This window comes from Vibrio sp. Vb1018 (assembly GCF_033338775.1).
Lineage (GTDB): Bacteria > Pseudomonadota > Gammaproteobacteria > Enterobacterales > Vibrionaceae > Vibrio > Vibrio alginolyticus.
Genome location: NZ_JAWOTI010000005.1, coordinates 105,358 through 127,348, shown reverse-complemented (window position 1 = coordinate 127,348; position 21,991 = coordinate 105,358). Strand labels below are relative to the sequence as shown.

Here is a 21,991-nt window from a genome sequence, read left to right as displayed (position 1 = left end):
AGAGCCACATGACAGACATCGTAGTATTTGGAGAAGATTTTGGTGGGTTACCCTCTTCCACTCAGCATATTGTCAAGCGACTAGCAGCGAACCATCGCATCCTTTGGGTTAACTCCATTGGCCTTCGTCAACCTAAGCTGGATTCTAAAGACATACAGCGTGCGTTAAACAAACTCACTCGTGTATTTCATAACGTAGGCTCACACAAGCCAACATTGGACTCTGAAACAAGCCCAAACATTCACATCATCAACTTGCTCACCATTCCTGCCCCTAGCTCTGCATTAGCAAGAAAAGTGGCCGCTAAGATGATGAAACACCAACTCAATAAACAATTACAAGCTCTTGGTTTTGATAAGCCTGTATTTTGGACGTCGCTCCCGACTGCTGCCGATCTTTGTGCAGAAATGAACCCACGTGGACTGATTTACTATTGTGGCGATGACTTTAGCGCTTTAGCTGGTGTTGACCACAACACGGTAGCCAAGCACGAACGTACTCTTGTTAATGCGGCCAGCGTTATCTTTACGGCAAGCGATACGCTCTCCACCAAATTCCCATCTGGTAAAACCGTCACTTTGCCTCATGGTGTCGACGTTAGTCTGTTTTCTGAGCCAGCACCGAAGGCCAAAGACTTGCCTGACAACGGCCGCAAAGTGTTGGGCTTTTATGGTAGTTTGTCTGAATGGTTAGATTACGACTTAATTGCCCAAGTCGCAGACCAAGCACCTGACTGGGATCTGGTTTTCATCGGCCCCAACGAACTCAGTGACAATCCGCTACCTCAAAGAAGTAACGTTTACTATCTCGGCCCAAGAGCTCATCACACTTTGCCAAGCTACTCTCAACACTGGGACGCAAGCTGGTTGCCCTTTGTTAATAACGCTCAAATCAAAGCGTGTAACCCCCTCAAGCTTCTTGAGTATTTGGCAACGGGAACCCCCGTTATTAGCACGTCGTTTCCTGCATTAATGCCGTACAAGCATATGCTTCATGTGGTTCAAGATGTCGAAGACGTGCGTGCCAGTCTCGATCACCTCCTACCGCCACCGACAGATTCAAAGTCATTTGTTCAACAGCAAAGCTGGGAAGCAAGAGCCAACCAAGTTGATAAATTAGTGAGGGCGCTATGAACGATTTAAGAGAAAACCTCAGCGTACTGTTACATGGAGCTTGGAGACGTCGCTACATGATCGTTATTCCTATGCTTGTATTGCCGGTGCTGGGTTTCATCGTAAGTAAACTGGTTCCGACGACTTATGTTGCTCATACCAGCATGCTTATTCAAGAGACAGCGAAAATGAACCCGTTCCTTCAAGACCTTGCCGTCTCAACAATGCTTAAAGACCGATTGAGCGCACTCAGTACTCTGCTAAAAAGCCGACACGTTTTGTATTCTGTCGCAAAAGAACAATCGCTGATCAATGACGAGATGAGTGCAAAAGAGCAAGAGTTCATCATAAAAGATCTTGCGTCGCGCCTGTCTGTTCAGCCACTCGGTAAAGACTTCATTCAAATTCAATTGCAAAGTGGTAAATCAGAAGGAATGGAGTCGATGCTGCTCTCTGTCAGAGAGCATTTTGTCGAACAGCTTTTGGCTCCTGAGCGTTCTTCGATTAAAGATTCGAGCCATTTTTTGACTATCCACATCAACAAACGCAGGGAAGAACTAGACAAGGCAGAGCAAGCCTTTGCAGAATATAAAAATACTTACTCAGACGCGACGCCCGAAATGCAAGCTCAAAGCCTTACTCGCCTTGCTAGCCTCAAACAAACGCTAGCCGAAAAGGAGGCGGAGCTTGCTGGTGTTTCACGAAGTCTAGGCAGTTTGGATCAACAACTATCCAAAACGAACCCGGTTATCGGTAAACTGGAAGAGCAAATCATCGACATTCGTAGTGAACTTACCCTGCTTCGCGCTAAATACACAGAGGCGCATAGTTTAGTGCAAGGTAAGTTGCGAGAATTAAACCGGTTGGAGCAGGAACGCTCGGTACTCTTGAACTCTAAACAACCAGAACTAAACAGTGCTCAACTATGGGATATCGCGAGCAATACCACAGTAAACAGTCTTGGCGAAGCACAGCCTCTACTTGTCTCCCAACTACATCAATTACAAATGATGCGCGGACGTTTTGAAGCACTTACGGAAGAAACCAACAGCTTGCGAGACATGATCCAAGAATTAGAGCGAAATGCGCACCAATTTGGGAGCACAGCGACAGAAATCAACCGCTTAGCTCGTGACGTCGCAGTGAAGAGAGAAATGTATGATGAACTCGTCGAACGCTATGAGATGGCCCAACTAACGGGTTCTTTGGGAGAGTTTGAAGAGAATAAGCGCGTAAAAATCATTGATGAACCGTTCACGCCAACGATTCCAACTAACTTACCTAGTTTTGTATTTGTCATTTTAGGATTTATTGGTGGCGCTGGTTTAGGCATTGGATTAGCGACGATACTAGAGTTAGCCGATAACTCTATCCGCTCTAAAAGAGCATTAGAAAAACACCTTGGTGTTCCTGTCATCACCACTTTACCTAACGTAGTGTACGGAAACTAACCGCCATAAGAACTCATTTACAAGCACTCGGTCGGCGAGTGCTTTTCTTTTACTACTGCCTTATACAGCCTCATAGCATGTCCACTAATATGAATCTCAAATTGAGAATAAACATAAAGCCTCACAAGCATCAATATTAACCTATTGTTTTTAAATGATTAATTTTTTGGCACGCAGTCTGCAACTCCTAAATAAACAAAGAACTCAACGAGGGTTTGAAAATGGAATTCAGACAAAAACACAATAACACTAAGCACAGCAAAAAAGTGATATTACACGTCGTGCAACACTTAGCTCCTGGTGGTTTAGAAACGCTCGTACTAGAAATGCTTCGTTTTGCGCAGCCAAACCATTCCGTTTTTGTCGTGAGCTTAGAAGGAAGCAAAGAACATGCACTACAAGGCTGGCAAAAACTATTGCCCTACCAAGGCCAACTGCACTTTCTTAATAAGAAACCTGGATTCAGCGGAAAAACCATCAGTACGCTGACTTCCATGCTCAAAGGACTTAAGCCTGACGTGGTCCACACCCATCATATCGGCCCACTTCTGTATGGTGGTATTGCTGCACGTTTAGCGCACGTACCTGTAGTGATTCATACCGAGCACGACGCATGGCACCTTAATAACAAAAAATCAGCTCGACTGCAGTCCCTACTGCTAAAAATGATTCGCCCGCAAGTAGTTGCCGATGCTAACTTTGTCGCCCATCAAATACAGACTAAGTTAAAGTATCGCAAAGTTTGTACTATCCATAACGGGATTGACTGTCAGAAGTTTAAAAGCGGTGACCAAACGGCAACAAGACACTTGTTTGAACTTCCAACCGACAAAATCGTGATTGGCGTTGCCGGGCGTCTAGAAGCAGTTAAAGGCCATAAAGTGCTTATCGAAGCATTCTCTCATCTTACGCCAAACACACACCTAGCCATTGCTGGAGATGGTTCTCAGCGAGCTCAATTGGAAGCACAAGTTAGAACGTTAAAACTTGAAGATCGAGTAACCTTTTTAGGCTTGGTCGACGATATGCCCAGCTTTTACCAAAGCCTAGACTTGTTTTGCTTACCATCACTTCAAGAGGGATTTCCTCTCTCAACCCTCGAGGCTCAAGCATGTGACATTCCTTGCGTCGCGACGGATGTTGGCGGCGTGAAAGAGACGCTCTGTCCGAACAACAGCACACTGGTTGAAGCAAATCGCGTGTTTTCGTTGGCCGAAGCGTTATCACAGCAACTGGAATCATCACACCGCTCTCCTCGAACTTTTATTCTCAAACACTTTGATATCAGAGACATGGTGAGTCGCTACTCACGTTTGGCCAAGGAGGCTAGCTATGAATGATTTACTTTGGATTATAGGGTTTGGTTTATCCGCGTTTTTGATTGTCTATCATCACGTTGGGTATCCACTGCTCCTTAAGTGGCTTCCTTTAAAACAGCAAGACGAAACCAAAGCACCATTTGTAAAGCGAGCTTACAAAGCCTCCAAAACAGACAGCCAGCTACCCTCTATTACTGTCATCGTGCCCGCCTACAATGAAGAACAATGGATAGCAGAGAAGATCCGTAACCTTGCGAGCCTAGATTACCCAAGGGATAAGTTAAGAGTAGTGATCGCATGTGATGGCTGCACAGATAACACAGCCGAGATTGCTCAAGCGACAATTCAAGAAGCAATCTGCTCTGATACTCTGTTCATTATTAATGATTACCAAGTCAATCGCGGTAAAGTTGCCCTACTCAACGAAGAAATGCGTCATGTTAGCTCGGACATTACCGCACTGAGTGACACGTCGGCATTGATTTCTTGCGATTCTCTGTTGCTAGCTAGTCAGCATTATCAAAATGAGAACGTTGGAGTGGTTAACGCAACATATCAAATAATGAGCACTGATAACCAAGGTGAAGCGGCGTATTGGCAATACCAGTCTCGAGTAAAGCACCAAGAATCCTTGTTAGGTTCAACGATTGGTTCCCACGGTGCGTTTTACACTTTCAGAACTCACTTATTTGAACCACTGGAAGTTAGCACCATTAATGACGACTTTATTCTCCCTATGAGAATCGTTTTGCGAGGCTATAGCGCTATTTACGAGCCAAACATGCTGGCGCTTGAGCTCGAACAAAGCTCAGATGACGCAGATTTCAAACGACGCCTAAGAATTTCAGCAGGTAACATGCAGCAGCTCATGCAATTAAAGAAATTACTGCTACCTCGCTATCGTGGCACTGCCTTTGCATTTCTATCGGGAAAGGTCCTGCGCTTAGCAACACCCTATTTGATGATTGTTTGCTTTATTTGCTCACTACTACTGGCACACAATCCGCTGTTTCAAGTAATGCTGTTCGCACAAGTTGGTATTTATAGCATCGCGCTTATCACTTACTTGATGCCAGCACTTAACACAATTAAACCTTTCAAGCTGATTAGTTACATCGTCATTGGTCATCTCGCCAACTTTATCGGCGGTATGAAATATTTACTCGGAATGGAAAATGGACGTTGGAAACGCGTCAACCAATAAGGAAAGCATCATGAAAAACTCACGCTACGATTCAAATGTATGCCACGCGAAAAGAACGTTTGATGTACTGGTTGCAATGCTTATTTTGGTCGTCACTGCACCACTTTTCCCATTTATCGCGCTAGCGATCAAAACCACATCGAAAGGCCCTGTGATTTATCGCCAATTGCGAGTAGGACGCTGCACACCAGAAAAAATGGATCTTTTTCAAATCATGAAGTTTCGCACCATGTATATTGATGCAGAGCAACGCTCTGGCGCAGTATGGGCAACTGAAAATGATCCCCGCATCACGCCAGTAGGACGCTTTTTACGCAAAACACGTTTAGATGAACTACCTCAACTGTTTAATGTGTTGAGAGGTGAAATGTCGATGATTGGGCCGCGCCCAGAACGCCCAGCTTTCTACCAGAAATTGGAAGATGAAATCCCCTATTTTGTAGAGCGTACATATGGCGTGTTACCAGGTATCACAGGCTTAGCTCAGGTTAACCAAGGCTATGATGCATGCATTGAGGATGTAAGACGCAAAGTTGGGTTTGACCACAGTTACGCACTAAGCTTAGGTTCGTTTTACTCTTGGATTTCAATGGACCTTTCAATCATGAGCAAAACATTCGTTGTGATGATTGACGGACGAGGTCAATAACTTCCGGCTCTGGTAACGGTCACTCTTGCCACTGGCGGCGCATCTTTTCTATCGTCGCTGGTGGCACATCATGAATGCTTTGATACGCTCCGTGGCACACTTTAATTTCCACCTCGATGCGCTTCTTCATGCAGTAGTCCATGTAACGCTTCATCTCCCAATGTCGAACAAACGTATTGCTCACAATCACAACTTTCCCTCTGTTCAACCACTTTCTAGTTTGCTGAAAACACCACTCATGCGCTTGAGGTAATTGAACTGGTTCAAAGTGATAATCACCTTCATCATTTTCAAAATACATGTCAGCTTCAAAATGCTTAGCACCAAGATCTATTGCCAATTGTTTTGCTAAGGTTGTTTTACCTGAACCCGGAAGTCCACGAATAAGAATGAGTTTAGCCAGTGACATAATACAGTTTAATGAGGTGGGAATAAGCCTAAACTGTAACGAAATTATTGGAAAAGAAAAGTAGAAATAAAAAATGCCGAGCACATTAGGCTCGGCATTTAAACTCAATCATGGATCGTGTTGTATTTATTTGTAAGCTGGCAGTTCTGTTCTTAACCCTTTCACCAAACTTACGCACATCAACAGCAGAACAAAAGTAAACGGTAACCCTGTTGCAACAACGCCTGATTGCAATGCTTGCAAGGCTTCTTTACCACCAACCCACAGCATTACGGCTGCAATTGCGCCTTCAATACACGCCCAGAAAATGCGTTGCGGTACTGGTGCATCAATCTTACCACCGGCGGTAATACTATCGATAACCAGCGAGCCAGAGTCTGACGATGTAATAAAGAATACCAGAATCAGCACGATAGAAAGCATTGAAATCACTGAGCTATACGGAAGCGCATCGTAAACATGGAACAGAGTCAATGAAATATCAGTTAGGCCATTTGCACCTAGCTCACCAACTTTATTCACCACTTGGTCAAGCGCGATACCACCAAACACAGACATCCAAATCAAAGTAACAACTGTAGGAATAACGATGACTGCGAATAAGAATTCTCGAACCGTACGACCTTTAGACACACGCGCGATAAACATACCAACAAACGGTGACCAAGATACCCACCAAGCCCAGTAGAATACCGTCCAGCCGTGCATCCAAGTTTCATCTTCACGACCGTGAGGGTTACTCAATGGAATAATATTTTCAATGTAAGCCATTGTTGTGTCGCGTAGCGAGCTCCACGCCGTATCAAACGTGATGAAGGTAATGAAAATAAGCAGCGCAAACGCAACCACCATATTGACGTTACTCAGTAGCTTAACACCACCATCAATACCACGAATCACTGATAGCACCGCGATAAAGGTAACGAAGGTGATCACAATCATTTGTGTACCAATGCCGCCTTCTAGACCAAAGACATGGTTAATACCACTGGTCGCCTGCTGAGCACCTAGACCTAGCGACGTTGCAAGACCAAATAGCGTCGACAAAACGGCAAGGATATCAATAACGTGACCTAACCAACCCCATGCACGGTCACCAAAAATTGGATAGAACGCCGCGCGCAATGAAAGTGGTAAACCTTTGTTAAAGGCAAAAAACGCTAATGCTAGTGCAACGAGTGCGTAAATACTCCAACCATGTACACCCCAGTGGAACATAGTGGCACCCATCGCAAGGGATTTTGCTTCTTCGGTGTATGGTACTGCGTTAAGTGGCATTCCCCACCAATCAGTGAAATACGCGGTCGGCTCAGCCACACTCCAGAACAGAAGACCAATACCCATACCCGCGGCGAAAAGCATCGACAACCAAGAAACGGTTGAGTGATCCGGCGTTGCTTCTTTGCCTCCTAAGCGGATTTTACCTAGCGGAGAAAACAGAAGAGCAACGGCGAACAATAAGAAGAAGTTTGTCGACCACATAAAGAACGCATCAAACTGTTCGATAATTCCGTTTTTTAGACCGTTTAATACGTCACGAGCAGTGGTTGGCTCAACAAGAAGAAGTGAAATCAGACAGAAAACAACGAGCCCCGCACTAATGCCAAAAACCGGGTTATGTATATCGAATCCCCACTTTTGAACGTTATCCTGTCCAACCTGATAATCGGTTGTATCAATACTATATTTTTTAAATGCATTATCCATAAATACAAATTTAACGTGAATTTGAAACGCCCCTCAGGTGAGAAGAACTCCAATACCGCCCTCCATTAATTTGAACTCTAAAGTTTTAAAGCGGGACAAATTTTAGCAGCAATCACATATTTTTGCAAAAAGTCGTGATTTATTGCATTTTAAGCTCAATTCGAGACAGATGAAGGGGAGATAATATCAACACAAAAATTATGAGGTCTAACGATTGATTTTGTCGTAGGTTGTAGACTAGAAAAGACACAAGAAATACTTAAGTTCATAGCCAGTCACTGCGCAAATAGAGAAGACCTGCGCTGATTTGGTTTCACAATTAACGACGAAACCAAATCAGCAAACCTTTCATCCAGCGAGCGTTATAAGAAATGGAAGGTGATGTTCCCTGTTACGCTGCTAACGGTATCGCTATCGCCTTCAATATCCACGCCAAACGCTTGATAACTCGCGCCCACAGACACATTGTCAAGCAAGAAGTATTCGGCACCAACACCATACATGTAAGAGACGCCATCATCTTTGTCTAAGTTTCTCAGTCCGCCGTCATAATCAACGTTGAATGCATTGATGCCGCCTTTTGCGTAAACGTGTAACGGGCCGAAGTCGATACTAGGTTTCGCCGCTAAATAGAATGAATCAAAATCAGCACTACCCCTGCTGCCACTCAAAGATAAATCCACTTTGCCGTGATTAAAGTAGCCTGCTTCAATGCCAATGAACGGCAAAATACCAGTACCGACATGAATACCGTAGGTTGTATCATTTTCGCTGTCGATATCGGACTGACCAATTTGACCACCAGCGTAAATCCAAGAGTCAGCCATTGCTGACGTTGAGCACAACGTTAGAGCGAATAACGAGAGTGTTTTTTTCATACTATCCCTTCCTGATCGATTCCTAAGCGAAACATTACGCAAATATGCGCATTTAATCGCCACTATATATTGGAAAGCATAGGCATTTTAAGACTCTAAAAGTGAATAATTTATGTTCAACTTTTGTTTTGTGACTTCCAGACAAAAAAACACCGACATAAAGCCGGTGTGTTTCATATGGTGTTAGAAAGCTTGACGCTTATAGGAAATGTAGTGTTGCGTTAACAGAGAACGTGCTGATATCGTCTTTACCAGCAGTGTAGTTCATGTAGCTAGCACCAACAGACATTGGGCCAAAAATGAAGTACTCAGCACCCACACCGTACATTAGGTCCAAATCGTCATCGTCTTTGCCGCCTTTCACTTTTTTGTCCCACTGATGGAAACCACCTTTTGCGTACACGTGTAGCGGACCGAAGTCGATGCTTGGCTTAAGTGCTGCGTAGTAAGAAGTTAGCTTAGTGTCTTGACCATTTACGTTGAACTCACCGTGTTGTGTTACACCAGCTTCAACACCAATGATAGGTAGAATGCCTGTACCAACGTGAACAGAGTATGATGTGTCCGTTTCACCTTTGTAGTCAGACTGACCTACTGTTGCACCACCGTAAATCCAAGAATCCGCCATTGCCGCAGAAGATGCGCCAAGTAGCGCCACTGCTAATAGAGTTTTTTTCATCATCTACCTTTACTCTTTATTATTCCCACGTCTGCATAACTCAGTCGTTGGTACTACAAATAAAGGGAGGCGAACTATTGCCTCCCAGAACTAAAAAATAATGCTTATTGAGTTACTAGCAATTAGTGTACCAGCAACTTCTTAAGCGATAATTACAAATCTGACACTATTTTACTGGTTGATTAGCAAGCATCAATCGCGTTTTTGACTCGTTTATCAGAAACAGGATAAGGAGTGCCTAATTGTTGAGCAAAGTAACTCACGCGAAGTTCTTCAATCATCCAACGCACTTCTTTTACATTTTCAGGAATGGCCACACCTTTCGGGATCTTGTTCAGCAACTCTTTATAGTCTTGAGTCACAGATTCAATCTTCAGCATATGTAAACGATCTTTGTTTGGATCGATTGGCAACTTCTCCATACGACGCTCTATCGCGCGCATGTAGCGAAGAATATCCGGCAAGCGCTTCCAGCCACATTCCGTTGCAAAGCCTTTGAAGATCAAGCCTTCAATTTGTGCTTTGATATCGGACAGAGCAAACGCCATTGTGAAGTCGATCTTGCCTTTTAGCTTCTTATTGATGCTAAACGCCGTGGTCAGAATAGTCTCAACCTGTTGAGCGATCTCTACAACGGTGTCACCCAATTCAGCACGAACGTGTTCTTTCAATGCTTCGAACTTCTCTGGCTCCCAAACTAAACCACCCTGCTCTTCAATAAGCTTATCGACACCGCAGGCAATGCAGTCATCTATCAGATCAAGCACTTTGCCGTAAGGGTTAAAATACAACCCCAACTTCGATTTGTTCGGTAAGTTAGCGTGCAAATATTTAATTGGAGACGGTACATTCAACAAAATCAAACGACGCTGGCCAGCGCGCATTGCGGTGATCTGCTCGTACTCCGTTTCGTAGAGTTTGATTTCAACGCTGTCTTTGGTATCAACAAGCGCCGGATACGCTTTTACATCGTAGCCGCCACGTTTTTGTTGATACACTTTCGGCAATTCTCCAAAACTCCACGTATGCAGACCTTGCTGTTCGATATCGTCATCCGCAACTTTGGAAAGCGTTTCTTGAACTTTGTCTTTCAAACTTTCTTTCAGTTCATGAAGGTCTTTGTTTTCCTTCAGTTTACGATTTCGGTGATCAACCGCACGAAACGTGACTTTCAAGTGCTCAGGTACTTGTTCCAAGTTCCAGTCTTCACGCAGCACTTCTACGCCCGTCATGCGTCGCAACTCTTTCTCCAATGAATCTAACAGCGGCGCTTCCATTGGCGTAACGCGCGCTAAGAATGCATCGACATAGTTCGGCGCAGGCACAAAGTTCTTACGAATTGTCTTTGGCAACGATTTAATCAAGCTAACCACAAGCTCATGGCGTAAACCTGGGATCTGCCAGTCAAAGCCCGCTGGTTCAACTTGGTTTAAAATCGGCAACGGCAAATGCACTGTGACACCGTCACTATCATCGCCTGGTTCAAATTGGTAACTCAATTTGAGCTTCAAACCATTTTGATGCCAGAAGTTCGGGTAATCCAAATCGGTCACATGGCTAGCATCACCCTTGAACAGCATCTCTTTTTCAAAGTTCAGCAGTTCCGGATTTTCTTTCGATGCCTTTTTCCACCATGTATCGAAATGCTTACCAGACACCACTTCGGTACCAACGCGTTGGTCATAAAAATCAAACAGCTCATCATCATCCACCAAGATGTCACGACGACGAGATTTGTGTTCAAGCTCTTCCACTTCTTGCAAAAGCTTACGGTTTTGCTTGAAGAACGCGTGTTTGGTTTCCCACTCACCTTCAACCAATGCACTACGAATAAAGATTTCGCGGCTAACGGTAGGATCGATACTGCCGTAGTTCACCAAACGTTTCGGTACGATTGGTACGCCGTAAAGCATGACTTTTTCGTGCGCCATCACCGCCGCGCGTTTCTTCGACCAATGCGGTTCGCTGTAACTGCGCTTGATAAGGTGCTTGGCTAATGGCTCGATCCACTCTGGTTGAATCTTGGCGATGATGCGACCCCAAAGTTTTGAGGTTTCCACCAGCTCAGCCGACATGATCCACTTAGGCTGTTTCTTGAATAGACCTGATGCAGGGAAGATATGGAAACGAGCATTACGCGCGCCTTGATATTCATTCTTTTCTTGGTCTTTCATGCCGATGTGCGACAGCAAACCAACCAAAATGGCACTGTGTACGCCATGGTAAGAAGCGGGCTCATCGTTAAGCTTGAACTCCATCTCACGCATCGACTGATGAATTTGGAAGTACACGTCTTGCCACTCGCGAACGCGCAAGTAGTTCAAATAGTCTTGCTTACACTGTTTGCGGAACTGATTGCTAGACAAGGCTTTTTGCTGCTTTTGGATGTATTCCCACAAATTCACAAATGTCAGGAAGTCCGACTCTTCATGGAAGAAGCGACGATGTTTATCGTCTGAAGATTGTTGTTTGTCGGAAGGACGCTCGCGTGGATCTTGAATCGACAAGGCAGCTGCGATGATCATCACTTCTTTAAGCGCACCATATTTTGGCGCTTCCAATACCATACGCGCCAAGCGCGGATCGATTGGCAAACGCGCTAATTGGCGACCAATGGAAGTCAGGCGTTTTTTCGGATCTTTTACCTCAGAGTTAATCGCACCAAGCTCTTCCAGCAAACGCACGCCGTCTTGGATGTTACGTTTATCCGGTGCTTCCACAAACGGAAACGCTTGAATATCACCCAAACCAAGTGCCGTCATTTGCAAGATAACCGACGCTAGATTGGTACGTAGGATTTCAGGATCAGTAAACTCTGGGCGTGACTCAAAATCTTCCTCTGAGTACAGACGAATACAGATACCCTCTTCCACACGACCACAACGACCTTTACGCTGGTTCGCACTCGCCTGAGAAACTGGCTCGATTGGAAGACGCTGAACCTTAGTACGGTAACTGTATCGACTGATACGCGCCGTACCCGGGTCGATAACGTATTTAATGCCCGGAACAGTTAGCGAGGTTTCTGCCACGTTGGTTGCCAGTACAATTCGGCGACCAGTGTGAGGTTGGAAAATCTTATTCTGCTCACCTGCCGACAAACGCGCGTAAAGCGGCACAATTTCCGTGCTCTTCAGATTACGTTTGGACAATGCATCTGCGGTATCACGGATTTCACGTTCACCGTTCATGAAAATCAGGATGTCACCTAAACCTTCATCGCACAGTTCATCTACCGCTTCGAAGATGCCTTCAAGCTGGTCACGATCATTGTCGTCATCACCGCTTAGTGGGCGGTAACGTGTTTCTACTGGGTAAGTACGACCCGATACTTCAATGATTGGTGCATTGTTGAAGTGTTTTGAGAAGCGTTCTGGGTCGATGGTTGCTGACGTGATGATCACTTTCAAATCAGGACGACGTGGCAGCAACTCTTTCAAGTAACCCAAGATGAAATCGATGTTGAGGCTGCGCTCGTGCGCTTCATCGATAATGATGGTGTCGTATTGATTCAAGAAACGGTCATGCTGAATTTCAGCCAACAAGATACCGTCCGTCATCAATTTGATTTGGGTATTTTCAGAGATCTGATCGTTGAATCGAACCTTGTAACCAACAAACTCACCAAGCTTGGTTTCCATCTCTTCGGCAATACGGTTAGCAACCGAACGCGCTGCAAGACGACGAGGCTGAGTATGACCAATCAGACCAAATTTACCGCGACCAAGCTCAGCACAGATTTTTGGTAGCTGAGTGGTTTTACCAGAACCGGTTTCACCCGCGACGATAACCACTTGGTTTTCTTCGATCGCTTTCGCAATATCGTCGCGTTTTTGGCTTACAGGCAGGATTTCTGGGTATTCAATCGTTGGTTTGTAGTTGCTGCGCTGCTCTGCAACCATCATGGATTTTGCGATGTCTAATGCGATTTCATCGAACACAGCATTACGCGCTGCGTCCTTCTTAATTTTGCTTGCACCAGAAATACGTTTACTCAAGCGGAAACGGTCGCGCATCATGCACTGATTCAGCGCTTTACGCAGAGATGCAGCACTATTCACTTGAGCCTGAGGTGTTTGAGCTTGTTTCGCTGTCGCTTTTTGCGCACCATTTGACGGTGTCACTTGCTCTTCAGCTAGATTCTTTTTTGGGGGCTGTGACGAAGTCAAAGCGTTTCCTATTCTTTTCATTACAAAAACTGCGCGGATTGTATCACACAAGATCTGTAACAAGATAACCGAAAGCTCATTCAATTTTTTCGAACATGTTCAGCGAATCGCTAGGCTTTTGAACTCACTTACGTTGCTTATAATGGCTCCCATAGTCGAAAGCACTTATTTAAGGAATAACCATTATGTCTCGTGTACTAGCTCTAAAATCAAGCATCCTTGGCGATTACTCTCAATCAAACAAATTGGTTGAAAACTTCATCAAAAATGTAGACCAAGACAAGCTTACTGTTCGTGATTTGGCTGCAAACCCTCTACCTGTTTTGGACTTCGCCGTTGCGACTGCACTGCGCGCTACGGAAGATCTTTCACAAGAACAGCAAGCGGTGGTCGACTTGTCTGACACCCTTATTGAAGAAGTAAAGGCCGCAGACACTTTGGTTATTGCCGCTCCAATGTACAACTTCACCATCCCGACTCAGCTTAAAAACTGGATTGATTTGATTGCTCGTGCAGGCGTGACATTCAAATACACAGAAAACGGCGTTCAAGGTTTGATTGAAGGTAAAAAGGCGATTGTAATAACGACTCGTGGTGGTATTCATAAAGATTCACCAACTGACAACGTTACGCCATACCTACGCACTGTGCTGGGTTTTGTAGGAATCACTGATGTGGAATTTGTTTACGCAGAAGCGCTAAACATGGGTGAAGATGCGGCTGAAAAAGGCATTTCAGAAGCGCAAAGCCAACTTGCAACAATGGCGTAAGTTAGAATAAACCAGAATACAAAAGGGATTGGTTCGCGCCAATCCCTTTTTGGATCCTGATGCCTTGATCGTATTTATAGGGTCTCTAACATCGTCAAAAACGATTCACTTTCTCCAAGTTGCGTATTGCATCGAGGTAGACTTTTTCTAAAGACCGCTCAGCTTCGCTTATCATATTCTCGATCATCGCATTAAACGCGACATCACTACGGATTTCTATATTGTCTCCCGCCTTAACGTCAAGAGAGTTGACGTACAACACCAACCATTCATCGCCCTCCAAGTGCCCTTCTCCGTGAATGGCAAAAAAGCGTTTGGCAAATTCAGCGTTGGTACAATTTATCGCTTCAATTTGAAGATTGAATGAGGAGTCGATACTCATGGTGCTTATGCCATCCGATTCATCAGATGCATCACAAACAGCCTTAACTCTGGCACGATATACGAAATTTCTCGTTGAAAGCAGCATAGTATTATTCATCATTACTCATAATGGGCGATAAATAAGTCAGTTGCAAATCCGACCTATATGCATCTCGTGATGCGCTAAAACTCGAACTGGAAATAAATAGTATTGTAGTTGCTCCCACCTTTAATTCGCCCAAACTGGGAAGCGCTTTCAAAAATCGCCGAGCGGTGATGCAATGAATAGCCCACCCACATATTGTTCCAGCTCTTTTGGTTGAAGAGATCGCCTACATTGACATCAAACGAGAAATCTAGGTAGTTGAGCAACTTGCTTGGTGTATAACCCTTGTCTTCCATTTCTGTGCCTTCAATATAGGTAATGCTATCAATGTATGACACACCTTCCGCTACACCAAATCGCCAAGTCGTAGGCCAATTAACCGTATAATAAGCCTTAATCGCCATGACGTATTCTGTGCTCGCAGACTGAACACTGGACGACCAGTGATGAACCAACCCTGGCGTTAAATAAATATCAAGAGGAAAACCAAACAGCTCATCCGTTAATGGATGCCCATAAAACAATGAAGTAAGTTGATTGTCGTATGGGTCTTTTTCTCTCTCAAAGCTAAATATTTCACCGATGTTCGAAGGCGTCGCCCAACCATGCGCAATACGTAGATATGCTTTATTGCTCAGTGTCGGTTTCGGAACTTTGTTTTTATCGTTGAAAAAGCCAAAACCGACAAACACTTCTCCCTGATATCGATCTTCTACAAGCTGACTGTTGTAGGCGTTATCATCTAAGCGAGTAACACTCGTCTCACCCAGTAAATACAAATTTGAAGTTACATGGTAACGCGCTTTAATACCAAGATTGGTGTCAAGTCCAGCTCCAATTCTCTCGCCAGTAATATCCTTAAAGGAATAATATTCACTATTGAAATCAGCGTCTTTGTATCGAATCGTAATCGATGGCTCTAATTCCCAATCCCCAAATACATAATTGGCAGCAAGGCGGTAATTAGAGTGAAACTGGAGTTCGTCGTCCGTCATCAACTCTACTTCTGCGCGCCAATTGTCGTTAATGCTATAACGCACTTGCCCACCAAAATCGACTCTATCGCCTTCATTAGCATTTTGTAGCGACATGGGAATATCGACAAATCTCAATCGCATGAGTGCGCTCGCACGCCAGTCGGAATCACTCTCATTATACAAAAAAGCGCCACCTTCAATGCCATTGATATACACATGTTCGTTTTCAAAGAACATCATTGGTACAAATGTACTCACCGTAGAGTCATTATCGGCGGTATAAAACGGAATCGATGCTGTGCGATACATCGCAGCAATCCCCCACGTTTGTTCTTCTGCACCATGCGCAGAAGAAACTACCGCAGCTAAAGGTAAAGCGAGTGTTGTTAGAATTAATCTCTTCATGAGTTCGAAAAATGTTGGTTGAGAAGCAGGCAAACATCAATGATTTGCCATTAAAAGCTTATGTTCTGCTGATGATAGCCGTTACAATGGCAAATGTTGTCATCCTCGTGACAGTTTGAGTCCCAAGATCATATTAATATTGCACGACTAGGTGAGCTTGTTTGCGAATATTTTACCATTACAACAAGCGCTTAAACTCTAGCTTAGTTCTAAATCAAACATAATGAAGTAAAAAGTGAAAGCATCAGAACTCATCTCTACCTTGAATCATTTACCCGCAGACACAGACCCAGACATTGTGATGGGAGAAGCATGGCTGCCAGAGAGGTTGATAGGGACTCAACTCGATGGTGACATGTTGTTTTTGCACTTTGATAATGCACCAGAAGATGGTCAAGGTGACGAAGAAGGGCGTGGCTTCGTCGAACACGAAATCGACCTAATTAGAACTCGGCTTCAGCAAATTTTGGATGAAGACAGTGATAACGCGTCAAAAGCCGATGCGATGCTTGGTTTGTTCCTTATGGGACATGAACTTAGTAGCTCGCAAGTTATCGAAATATTAGAAGAAGAAGCTGACACATAAGGAGCCGTTTTGCCAGCATTGATGAACACGACTGAAATTTCTTCACTTCCTCTTGTCGTTGCAGGTCCGATCCTACGTAAAGTGACCGCAACTGAAATCAATATTTGGCTAGTCACCACCCAACGCTTGGAGGGTATGGTGCAAATTACGGATGAAAATGCCTCCATCCTTTATCAAGCCCCTTTAAGTGAACAAAAAGAACAGCTTCAAATCGGCCTCAATGCGTGGTGTTGCTTACTTAAATTAGAAGGCGAGTTTCCAACCCATCAAGCGTTACGCTATCAAATAAAAACGCAATATGGATTAGTGACGGAACTGCTCCCTCACCTGACTTATGAGCGAGATAATACGCCAAACTTGGGTATTGAGTTCCTCGTTAGTGAAAAAGCGGATTATCTCCTACATGGCTCTTGCCGTAATCCCCATCACTTCAGTGATGATACATTGGTCGCTGCGGATCATAAAATCGCGTCTCAATCCATTGAAGAAAGACCGGATATGCTCATCATGAGTGGTGATCATATCTATGCAGACCATGTTGCAGGCCCCACTCTCGATGCCATTGAGCAAGTCATAGCTTTATTGGGTTTGCCAGGCGAAGAATTCGATCAAGCTCCGATAAAAAATACCAATGAGCTCTACCAACACCCTGCTTGCTATTATGGTCGAGATAAATTGTTGCCTCATTATGTGAGTGATGACAGTTTACTAAGTAAGTTTTTTCCACACCGAGGGACACCAATATTCAGCGCCAAAGAGTGTGAGAATCACCTAATAAGCTTTGCTGAGTGCTTTGCAATGTACTTATTGGTTTGGTCTCCGACCTTGTGGAAGCTTGTTCGAACGGATCGTTTATTAGAAAACGAATTTACTGTCGGCGGAGAAGTTCTTGAACCCAAATGGCAGCAGCAATGGCGCGAAGAAAAAAAACAAATTGATAAATTCGTCGCAGGTCTGGACAAGGTTCAACGCTTACTCGCTCACATTCCAACCTATATGATTTTTGATGATCACGATGTCACCGACGATTGGAATCTCACCATAGGCTGGGAACAAGCCGCATACAGCAACACGTTTGCAAAACGCATTATCGGTAATAGCTTGATTGCTTACTGGGTTTGCCAAGGTTGGGGAAATGCGCCAGAAAAATTCAATGATGAATTTATGAGCCTCGCTCAACGCTTTATCGATGAGCGAACCTCGCAAACCCAAGATGCATTTATTCAATATTTGTATCGCTTTGAGAATTGGCACTACACCATTCCTACGACACCAAAAGTTGTCGTGCTAGATACACGAACCAGACGCTGGCGTTCTGAGTCTAAAATGAACAAACCTTCTGGCTTAATGGACTGGGAAGCGATGATTGAGTTCCACCAAGAACTCGTGCACCAAGACAAAGTTGTTATTGTTTCTGCCGCGCCAATGTTTGGTGTGAAATTTATCGAAGCACTACAACGTGTGGTGACCATGCTTGGTAAACCATTGATGGTTGATGCTGAAAACTGGATGGCTCACCCCGGAAGTGCGAATACTCTTATTAGTATTTTCACACACACAAAGACACCAACTAACTTTGTTATTCTCTCTGGCGACGTACACTACTCTTTTGCATACGATATTAAGCTCCGCTATCGAAAAAACAGTCCGAATATCTATCAAATCACCTGTAGTGGAATTAAAAATCAGTTCCCTACACAACTGCTCAATATTTGTGATGGCCTAGATAGACTGCTATACAGCCCTCGCTCACCTTTAAACTGGTTCACAAAACGTAAACGACTCAAGATTTACAAACGCGCACCAAGTACGCACAACTTTTATCGCTTGGTTAACCATAGTGCCATTGGTGAGCTACGCCTTGATGATGAAGGCAAACCAAGTCAAATTAGTATTCTGACGAGTGATGGTGACGAAGTTCATTTTCCACCGACACGTGCTGAAAGCTGAGTATCAATCCCAAAATGACTTGCCCTTTGTAAGAGGCAAGTCACCTTGAACTAACTCAGGAGTTTAGTTTTTTTGGGGAGAAAGTGGCCGTTCTTAAATGTCAACGGCGTGCTAAATTTGGTATCGCACCTTGAGATCTTCCGTATTTATTACCATGTTAACCAAATAAACAATAGCTCGGTGTTCATTATGTTTAATTCTCTCACATCATTATTTAAACAACTCATTGATGGCTCTGATTTAAGCCAAACCAACACACTTTCCCCTAACATGGCTATCGCGTGTTTGCTTTGTGAAGTTTCTGGCGCAGACCATAGTGTCGATGATAGAGAACAAGAAACAAAGCGCTCTTTATTGATGAAACTGCTTTCGTTAAATGAAGAAGAATCAAATACTTTGTTAGAGCAAGCGCAACAGAAAATAAAAGATTCCGCTTCGCTGTACGACTTTACCTCTCAACTAAGAGAACTGACTCAAGAAACTCGTTACAACTTAATCAAAAGCATGTGGGAAGTCGCTTACGCAGACGGCGAAATTGACCCGCTAGAAGACGCGGTGATCCGTAAAACAGCAGAGCTACTCTATGTTGATCACAGCGAGTTCATTCGAGCGAAGTTACAGTCTCAGTAAAGTGACGAGATGAGTATATAAGTCGCTGGCTAACTCTAAGCTACCCCTAGAATGACAACAGATATCGCTTCTGTAGCCATAAAAAAACGCGCACTCTGCGCGTTTTTCAATAAGCCAACGACATTGTTATTAAAATACTGGTCAAGGTATGTGTTTAGCTCTTTCCACACTAAACAGACTGCATGACAAAACAACAATGGTTGGATGATTATTTAATTACAAGCTAGGTTCGAATAACTAAAACATGGTCAAAGCAAGCTTAGCTAAGTTGTATGCATCTACATAGCCAGAGTGTTGACGCCCTTCCCAGTCTATTCCTTTTGCTTCTTGAGCGGCTCGATGGCCTATACGTTTATCTTTTAGACGATTTTGAATACGGTAGAGCGTTGCTAAGTTGATGAACTCTGTGAACGGTGCTTCAATACCTTTTTGCTTACACTCTTCTAGCAGAATGAGGTCATCTCGCCCCCAAGATGCAAAGATTTTGTTGCGACCACCGAAGTTCTTAACCATGGATTTAAGCACTTCTTCTAGTGGGCGTCCTTGTTTTTCAATCTTACGTGGTGTGATGCCCGTTAACTCAGCGCAAAACAGAGACACTTCATCGTGTTCTGGTTTCACGTAGTATTGAGCACGCTTGACTATCTCACCTTTAGACAAATCTATTTCAGCTAACCCCACTTCGATAATTTCACCCGTGCTGCCGACGCCATTTTCGTTCCAGCAACACATTTCTAAATCGAAGCATACAATACGGTTATGGTTCATAGTTTGCCTTGGTTCCTAACATAAAAATTTAAAGCGTGCGATTCTATCGTAACACGGCGTAAAACTCGAATTTGTGCGCCCATTTAATCGCCGATCGACACATTATTACGGCCGTTTTTTTTACTCAAATAGAGTTGACTATCCATTTTGTGATACAAGCTCTCAGGATCTTCTTCTTTATGGATAACCGCACCGATACTCAACGTACAGATGATTGACGCATCACCATAATCAAAAGCCGTACTTGCCACAACACTCCGTAATTTTTCTAGGTAAGCTTCTAGCACTGCTCTATCAATGACTTTAGAAATAATACAAAACTCGTCACCACCAGCTCGGTAAAACTTATCTCCCGGTTTTAAATTAGCACTGACCAGCTTAGTGACATGTTGTAACGCTTCATCTCCACCTAAATGGCCGTGTTTGTCATTAATCACTTTGAAGTGGTCGATATCAAAACCAACCAAGGCGAAGTTAACACCTTTGTTTATCTGATTAAGCAAATGATCGTTGAATGCTCGGCGATTCAGTAGTTGAGTTAGAGGGTCTCGCTCTGCCATTCTTTTTAATTCAACGGTTTTGAGCTCCAACATGACCGCTAAGCGCTCTTTTTCTCGAGACTGTAAATTCACAATCCAACTGATCAAAAAGGCGATTACCAATCCGGCTAGTGTCGTGCCCGCTAAAATAGAACGTTCCCAAGCTGAGACTGCGTCAGAAAGCTTAAAGTCAATACGCCATTCACGGTTAGGCAGTTGAATGGTCCGGCTTATAACCGTTCCTCGAATGTTGTCCCAGCTCGCACTTTGAAAGAGAACAGGGTCATCTGCTGCGTCGAATCCCAAATCTTCTACGCGCACCGACATATCGAGCTCCGTCGCGGTTTTCGTAATCAAATCCTCAAAGTAAACCGTACTTCGGATAACACCGGTCACTACTCCTAATAAATATTTGTTCTCGAAGTCGAACACTGGATGGAACACCAGCAACCCAGTCTTAGGTATGGACTTGTCATAACCATCTTGCAGTAAGCGAACTTTATCCGAGACATTCGCTCGCCCATTTTCGGAAATATCATCCAAGATTAAATCGAAGCGTTTGCGCGAAAAATAGAAACCCAATAGAGAAAGGTTTTCCGGTGTTCTTGGGTAGATATCCGACGCGATGAAAATTGGCTCATTGTGTTCAAAAATGTACCCGTAGGTTTTGGGACCATCTTTAGGGACGGTAAACGGTTGGAAGTTTGGAAATTTTTGACGGGTCTTTAAAATATGTTCATCAAGATCTTCAAATTCGACCTTTTGCATCCATTGAAGTCCAATGAGACTTCGCGAGCTGTTAATCACTTGTTCCGCATACATCGGAAACGATGGCCAATAGCTTCGCTCAATCGAATGGAAAAAGTTTGCGCCCGCACCAATGAACTTTAGATCATTCTCGACGTTTGCTTTAAGTGATTCTGCTTGTCGGTCGGCTAAAGTATCAAACGTCGTCTGTGTATACCGTTGCTGCATTGTATAAGCAGCACCAACTACACCAGCAGTGACACATAAAGTCGCCAAAAAAGCTAAAATAGAGTCTGAATGTCGTTTTATAAAGCTCTTATGAGCGGTGCTTTGTGTCATATCGTAATTTTTGATACTTCCGTAAGTTAAACTTCGGGATCTATTGAAATACTGCGTTAGCAATGCACAAACATCAAGCAACAACCTATATTGGGGAGTCTGATCGTCGATTTTTCACGCTGTTCGTACGGTATAGTCACGAATTATTACAGCCTTAAGCCTTGAATATGCTACCATCCGTCATCATTTTAATGTCTAAACTTGGTGCAAGATCGCAAAGACGATCGTTTTAGT

18 protein-coding genes are annotated in these 21,991 nt (G+C 43.9%); 9 read left to right on the top strand and 9 right to left on the bottom strand.

Translation table 11 applies throughout. The features are described 5' to 3' along the window. The first annotated feature begins 8 nt into the window (after positions 1-8). From R7Z10_RS07780 to R7Z10_RS07760, 5 genes are all read left to right on the top strand, one after another. Positions 9-1,133, top strand: coding sequence for a glycosyltransferase (locus tag R7Z10_RS07780; RefSeq protein WP_318104538.1), 1,125 nt, complete (start codon positions 9-11; stop codon positions 1,131-1,133). Continuing rightward, positions 1,130-2,563, top strand: a complete 1,434-nt coding sequence (locus R7Z10_RS07775; RefSeq protein ID WP_005377649.1) for a chain-length determining protein — start codon at positions 1,130-1,132, stop codon at positions 2,561-2,563. The genes R7Z10_RS07780 and R7Z10_RS07775 overlap by 4 nt, the downstream gene beginning before the upstream one ends. A 221-nt stretch (positions 2,564-2,784) precedes the next feature. Further along, complete coding sequence (locus R7Z10_RS07770; RefSeq protein ID WP_053350562.1) at positions 2,785-3,903, top strand: glycosyltransferase; 1,119 nt, start codon at positions 2,785-2,787, stop codon at positions 3,901-3,903. Then, on the top strand, positions 3,896-5,086 hold the full coding sequence (locus R7Z10_RS07765) for a glycosyltransferase family 2 protein (protein ID WP_238765012.1): 1,191 nt from the start codon (positions 3,896-3,898) through the stop codon (positions 5,084-5,086). The genes R7Z10_RS07770 and R7Z10_RS07765 overlap by 8 nt, the downstream gene beginning before the upstream one ends. Positions 5,087-5,096: 10 nt before the next feature. After that, a complete protein-coding gene (locus R7Z10_RS07760; protein WP_005377654.1) occupies positions 5,097-5,735 on the top strand; it encodes a sugar transferase in 639 nt (212 codons plus the stop codon). Between the two features lie 19 nt (positions 5,736-5,754). Here the strand turns inward: R7Z10_RS07760 and R7Z10_RS07755 are convergent, their stop codons facing one another. From R7Z10_RS07755 to hrpA, 5 genes are all read right to left on the bottom strand, one after another. Continuing rightward, entirely contained in the window at positions 5,755-6,144 is a 390-nt protein-coding gene (locus tag R7Z10_RS07755; protein WP_053303090.1) for an AAA family ATPase, read from the bottom strand. A 126-nt stretch (positions 6,145-6,270) separates the two neighbouring features. Continuing rightward, the gene (locus R7Z10_RS07750; protein ID WP_005377659.1) at positions 6,271-7,851 is read right to left on the bottom strand and encodes a BCCT family transporter; all 1,581 of its coding nucleotides are present in this window, start codon (positions 7,849-7,851) and stop codon (positions 6,271-6,273) included. A gap of 362 nt (positions 7,852-8,213) precedes the next feature. Next, positions 8,214-8,729, bottom strand: a complete 516-nt coding sequence (locus tag R7Z10_RS07745; RefSeq protein ID WP_005377661.1) for an outer membrane beta-barrel protein — start codon at positions 8,727-8,729, stop codon at positions 8,214-8,216. A gap of 199 nt (positions 8,730-8,928) precedes the next feature. Further along, on the bottom strand, positions 8,929-9,408 hold the full coding sequence (locus R7Z10_RS07740) for an outer membrane beta-barrel protein (protein ID WP_021033871.1): 480 nt from the start codon (positions 9,406-9,408) through the stop codon (positions 8,929-8,931). 182 nt (positions 9,409-9,590) lie between these two features. Beyond that, the gene (gene hrpA, locus R7Z10_RS07735; protein WP_318104533.1) at positions 9,591-13,577 is read right to left on the bottom strand and encodes an ATP-dependent RNA helicase HrpA; all 3,987 of its coding nucleotides are present in this window, start codon (positions 13,575-13,577) and stop codon (positions 9,591-9,593) included. A 185-nt stretch (positions 13,578-13,762) separates the two neighbouring features. Here hrpA and R7Z10_RS07730 point away from each other — a divergent pair, with 185 nt between their 5' ends. Then, positions 13,763-14,347 carry an FMN-dependent NADH-azoreductase gene (locus R7Z10_RS07730; RefSeq protein WP_262682558.1) on the top strand — a complete coding sequence of 195 codons (585 nt, stop codon included), beginning with the start codon at positions 13,763-13,765 and terminating at the stop codon, positions 14,345-14,347. A 94-nt stretch (positions 14,348-14,441) separates the two neighbouring features. Here the strand turns inward: R7Z10_RS07730 and R7Z10_RS07725 are convergent, their stop codons facing one another. Then, a complete protein-coding gene (locus R7Z10_RS07725) occupies positions 14,442-14,831 on the bottom strand; it encodes a hypothetical protein (protein WP_228009997.1) in 390 nt (129 codons plus the stop codon). 62 nt (positions 14,832-14,893) lie between these two features. Beyond that, positions 14,894-16,198: a MipA/OmpV family protein gene (locus R7Z10_RS07720; RefSeq protein ID WP_318104529.1), complete on the bottom strand. Its 1,305-nt coding sequence runs from the start codon at positions 16,196-16,198 to the stop codon at positions 14,894-14,896. Positions 16,199-16,433: 235 nt separating this feature from the next. Between R7Z10_RS07720 and R7Z10_RS07715 the strand changes: the two genes are divergently transcribed. The 3 genes from R7Z10_RS07715 to R7Z10_RS07705 all read left to right on the top strand — a co-directional run bounded on the left by R7Z10_RS07715 (position 16,434) and on the right by R7Z10_RS07705 (position 19,364). Beyond that, positions 16,434-16,784, top strand: coding sequence for a hypothetical protein (locus R7Z10_RS07715; protein ID WP_005377676.1), 351 nt, complete (start codon positions 16,434-16,436; stop codon positions 16,782-16,784). 9 nt (positions 16,785-16,793) lie between these two features. Then, entirely contained in the window at positions 16,794-18,734 is a 1,941-nt protein-coding gene (locus R7Z10_RS07710) for an alkaline phosphatase D family protein (RefSeq protein WP_318104526.1), read from the top strand. Between the two features lie 189 nt (positions 18,735-18,923). After that, on the top strand, positions 18,924-19,364 hold the full coding sequence (locus R7Z10_RS07705; protein ID WP_017820644.1) for a TerB family tellurite resistance protein: 441 nt from the start codon (positions 18,924-18,926) through the stop codon (positions 19,362-19,364). 237 nt (positions 19,365-19,601) lie between these two features. Here R7Z10_RS07705 and R7Z10_RS07700 read toward each other — a convergent pair whose 3' ends face one another. After that, the gene (locus R7Z10_RS07700; protein ID WP_005377684.1) at positions 19,602-20,132 is read right to left on the bottom strand and encodes a 3'-5' exonuclease; all 531 of its coding nucleotides are present in this window, start codon (positions 20,130-20,132) and stop codon (positions 19,602-19,604) included. A gap of 83 nt (positions 20,133-20,215) precedes the next feature. After that, positions 20,216-21,757: a sensor domain-containing diguanylate cyclase gene (locus R7Z10_RS07695; RefSeq protein ID WP_005377686.1), complete on the bottom strand. Its 1,542-nt coding sequence runs from the start codon at positions 21,755-21,757 to the stop codon at positions 20,216-20,218. Positions 21,758-21,991 lie beyond the last annotated feature (234 nt).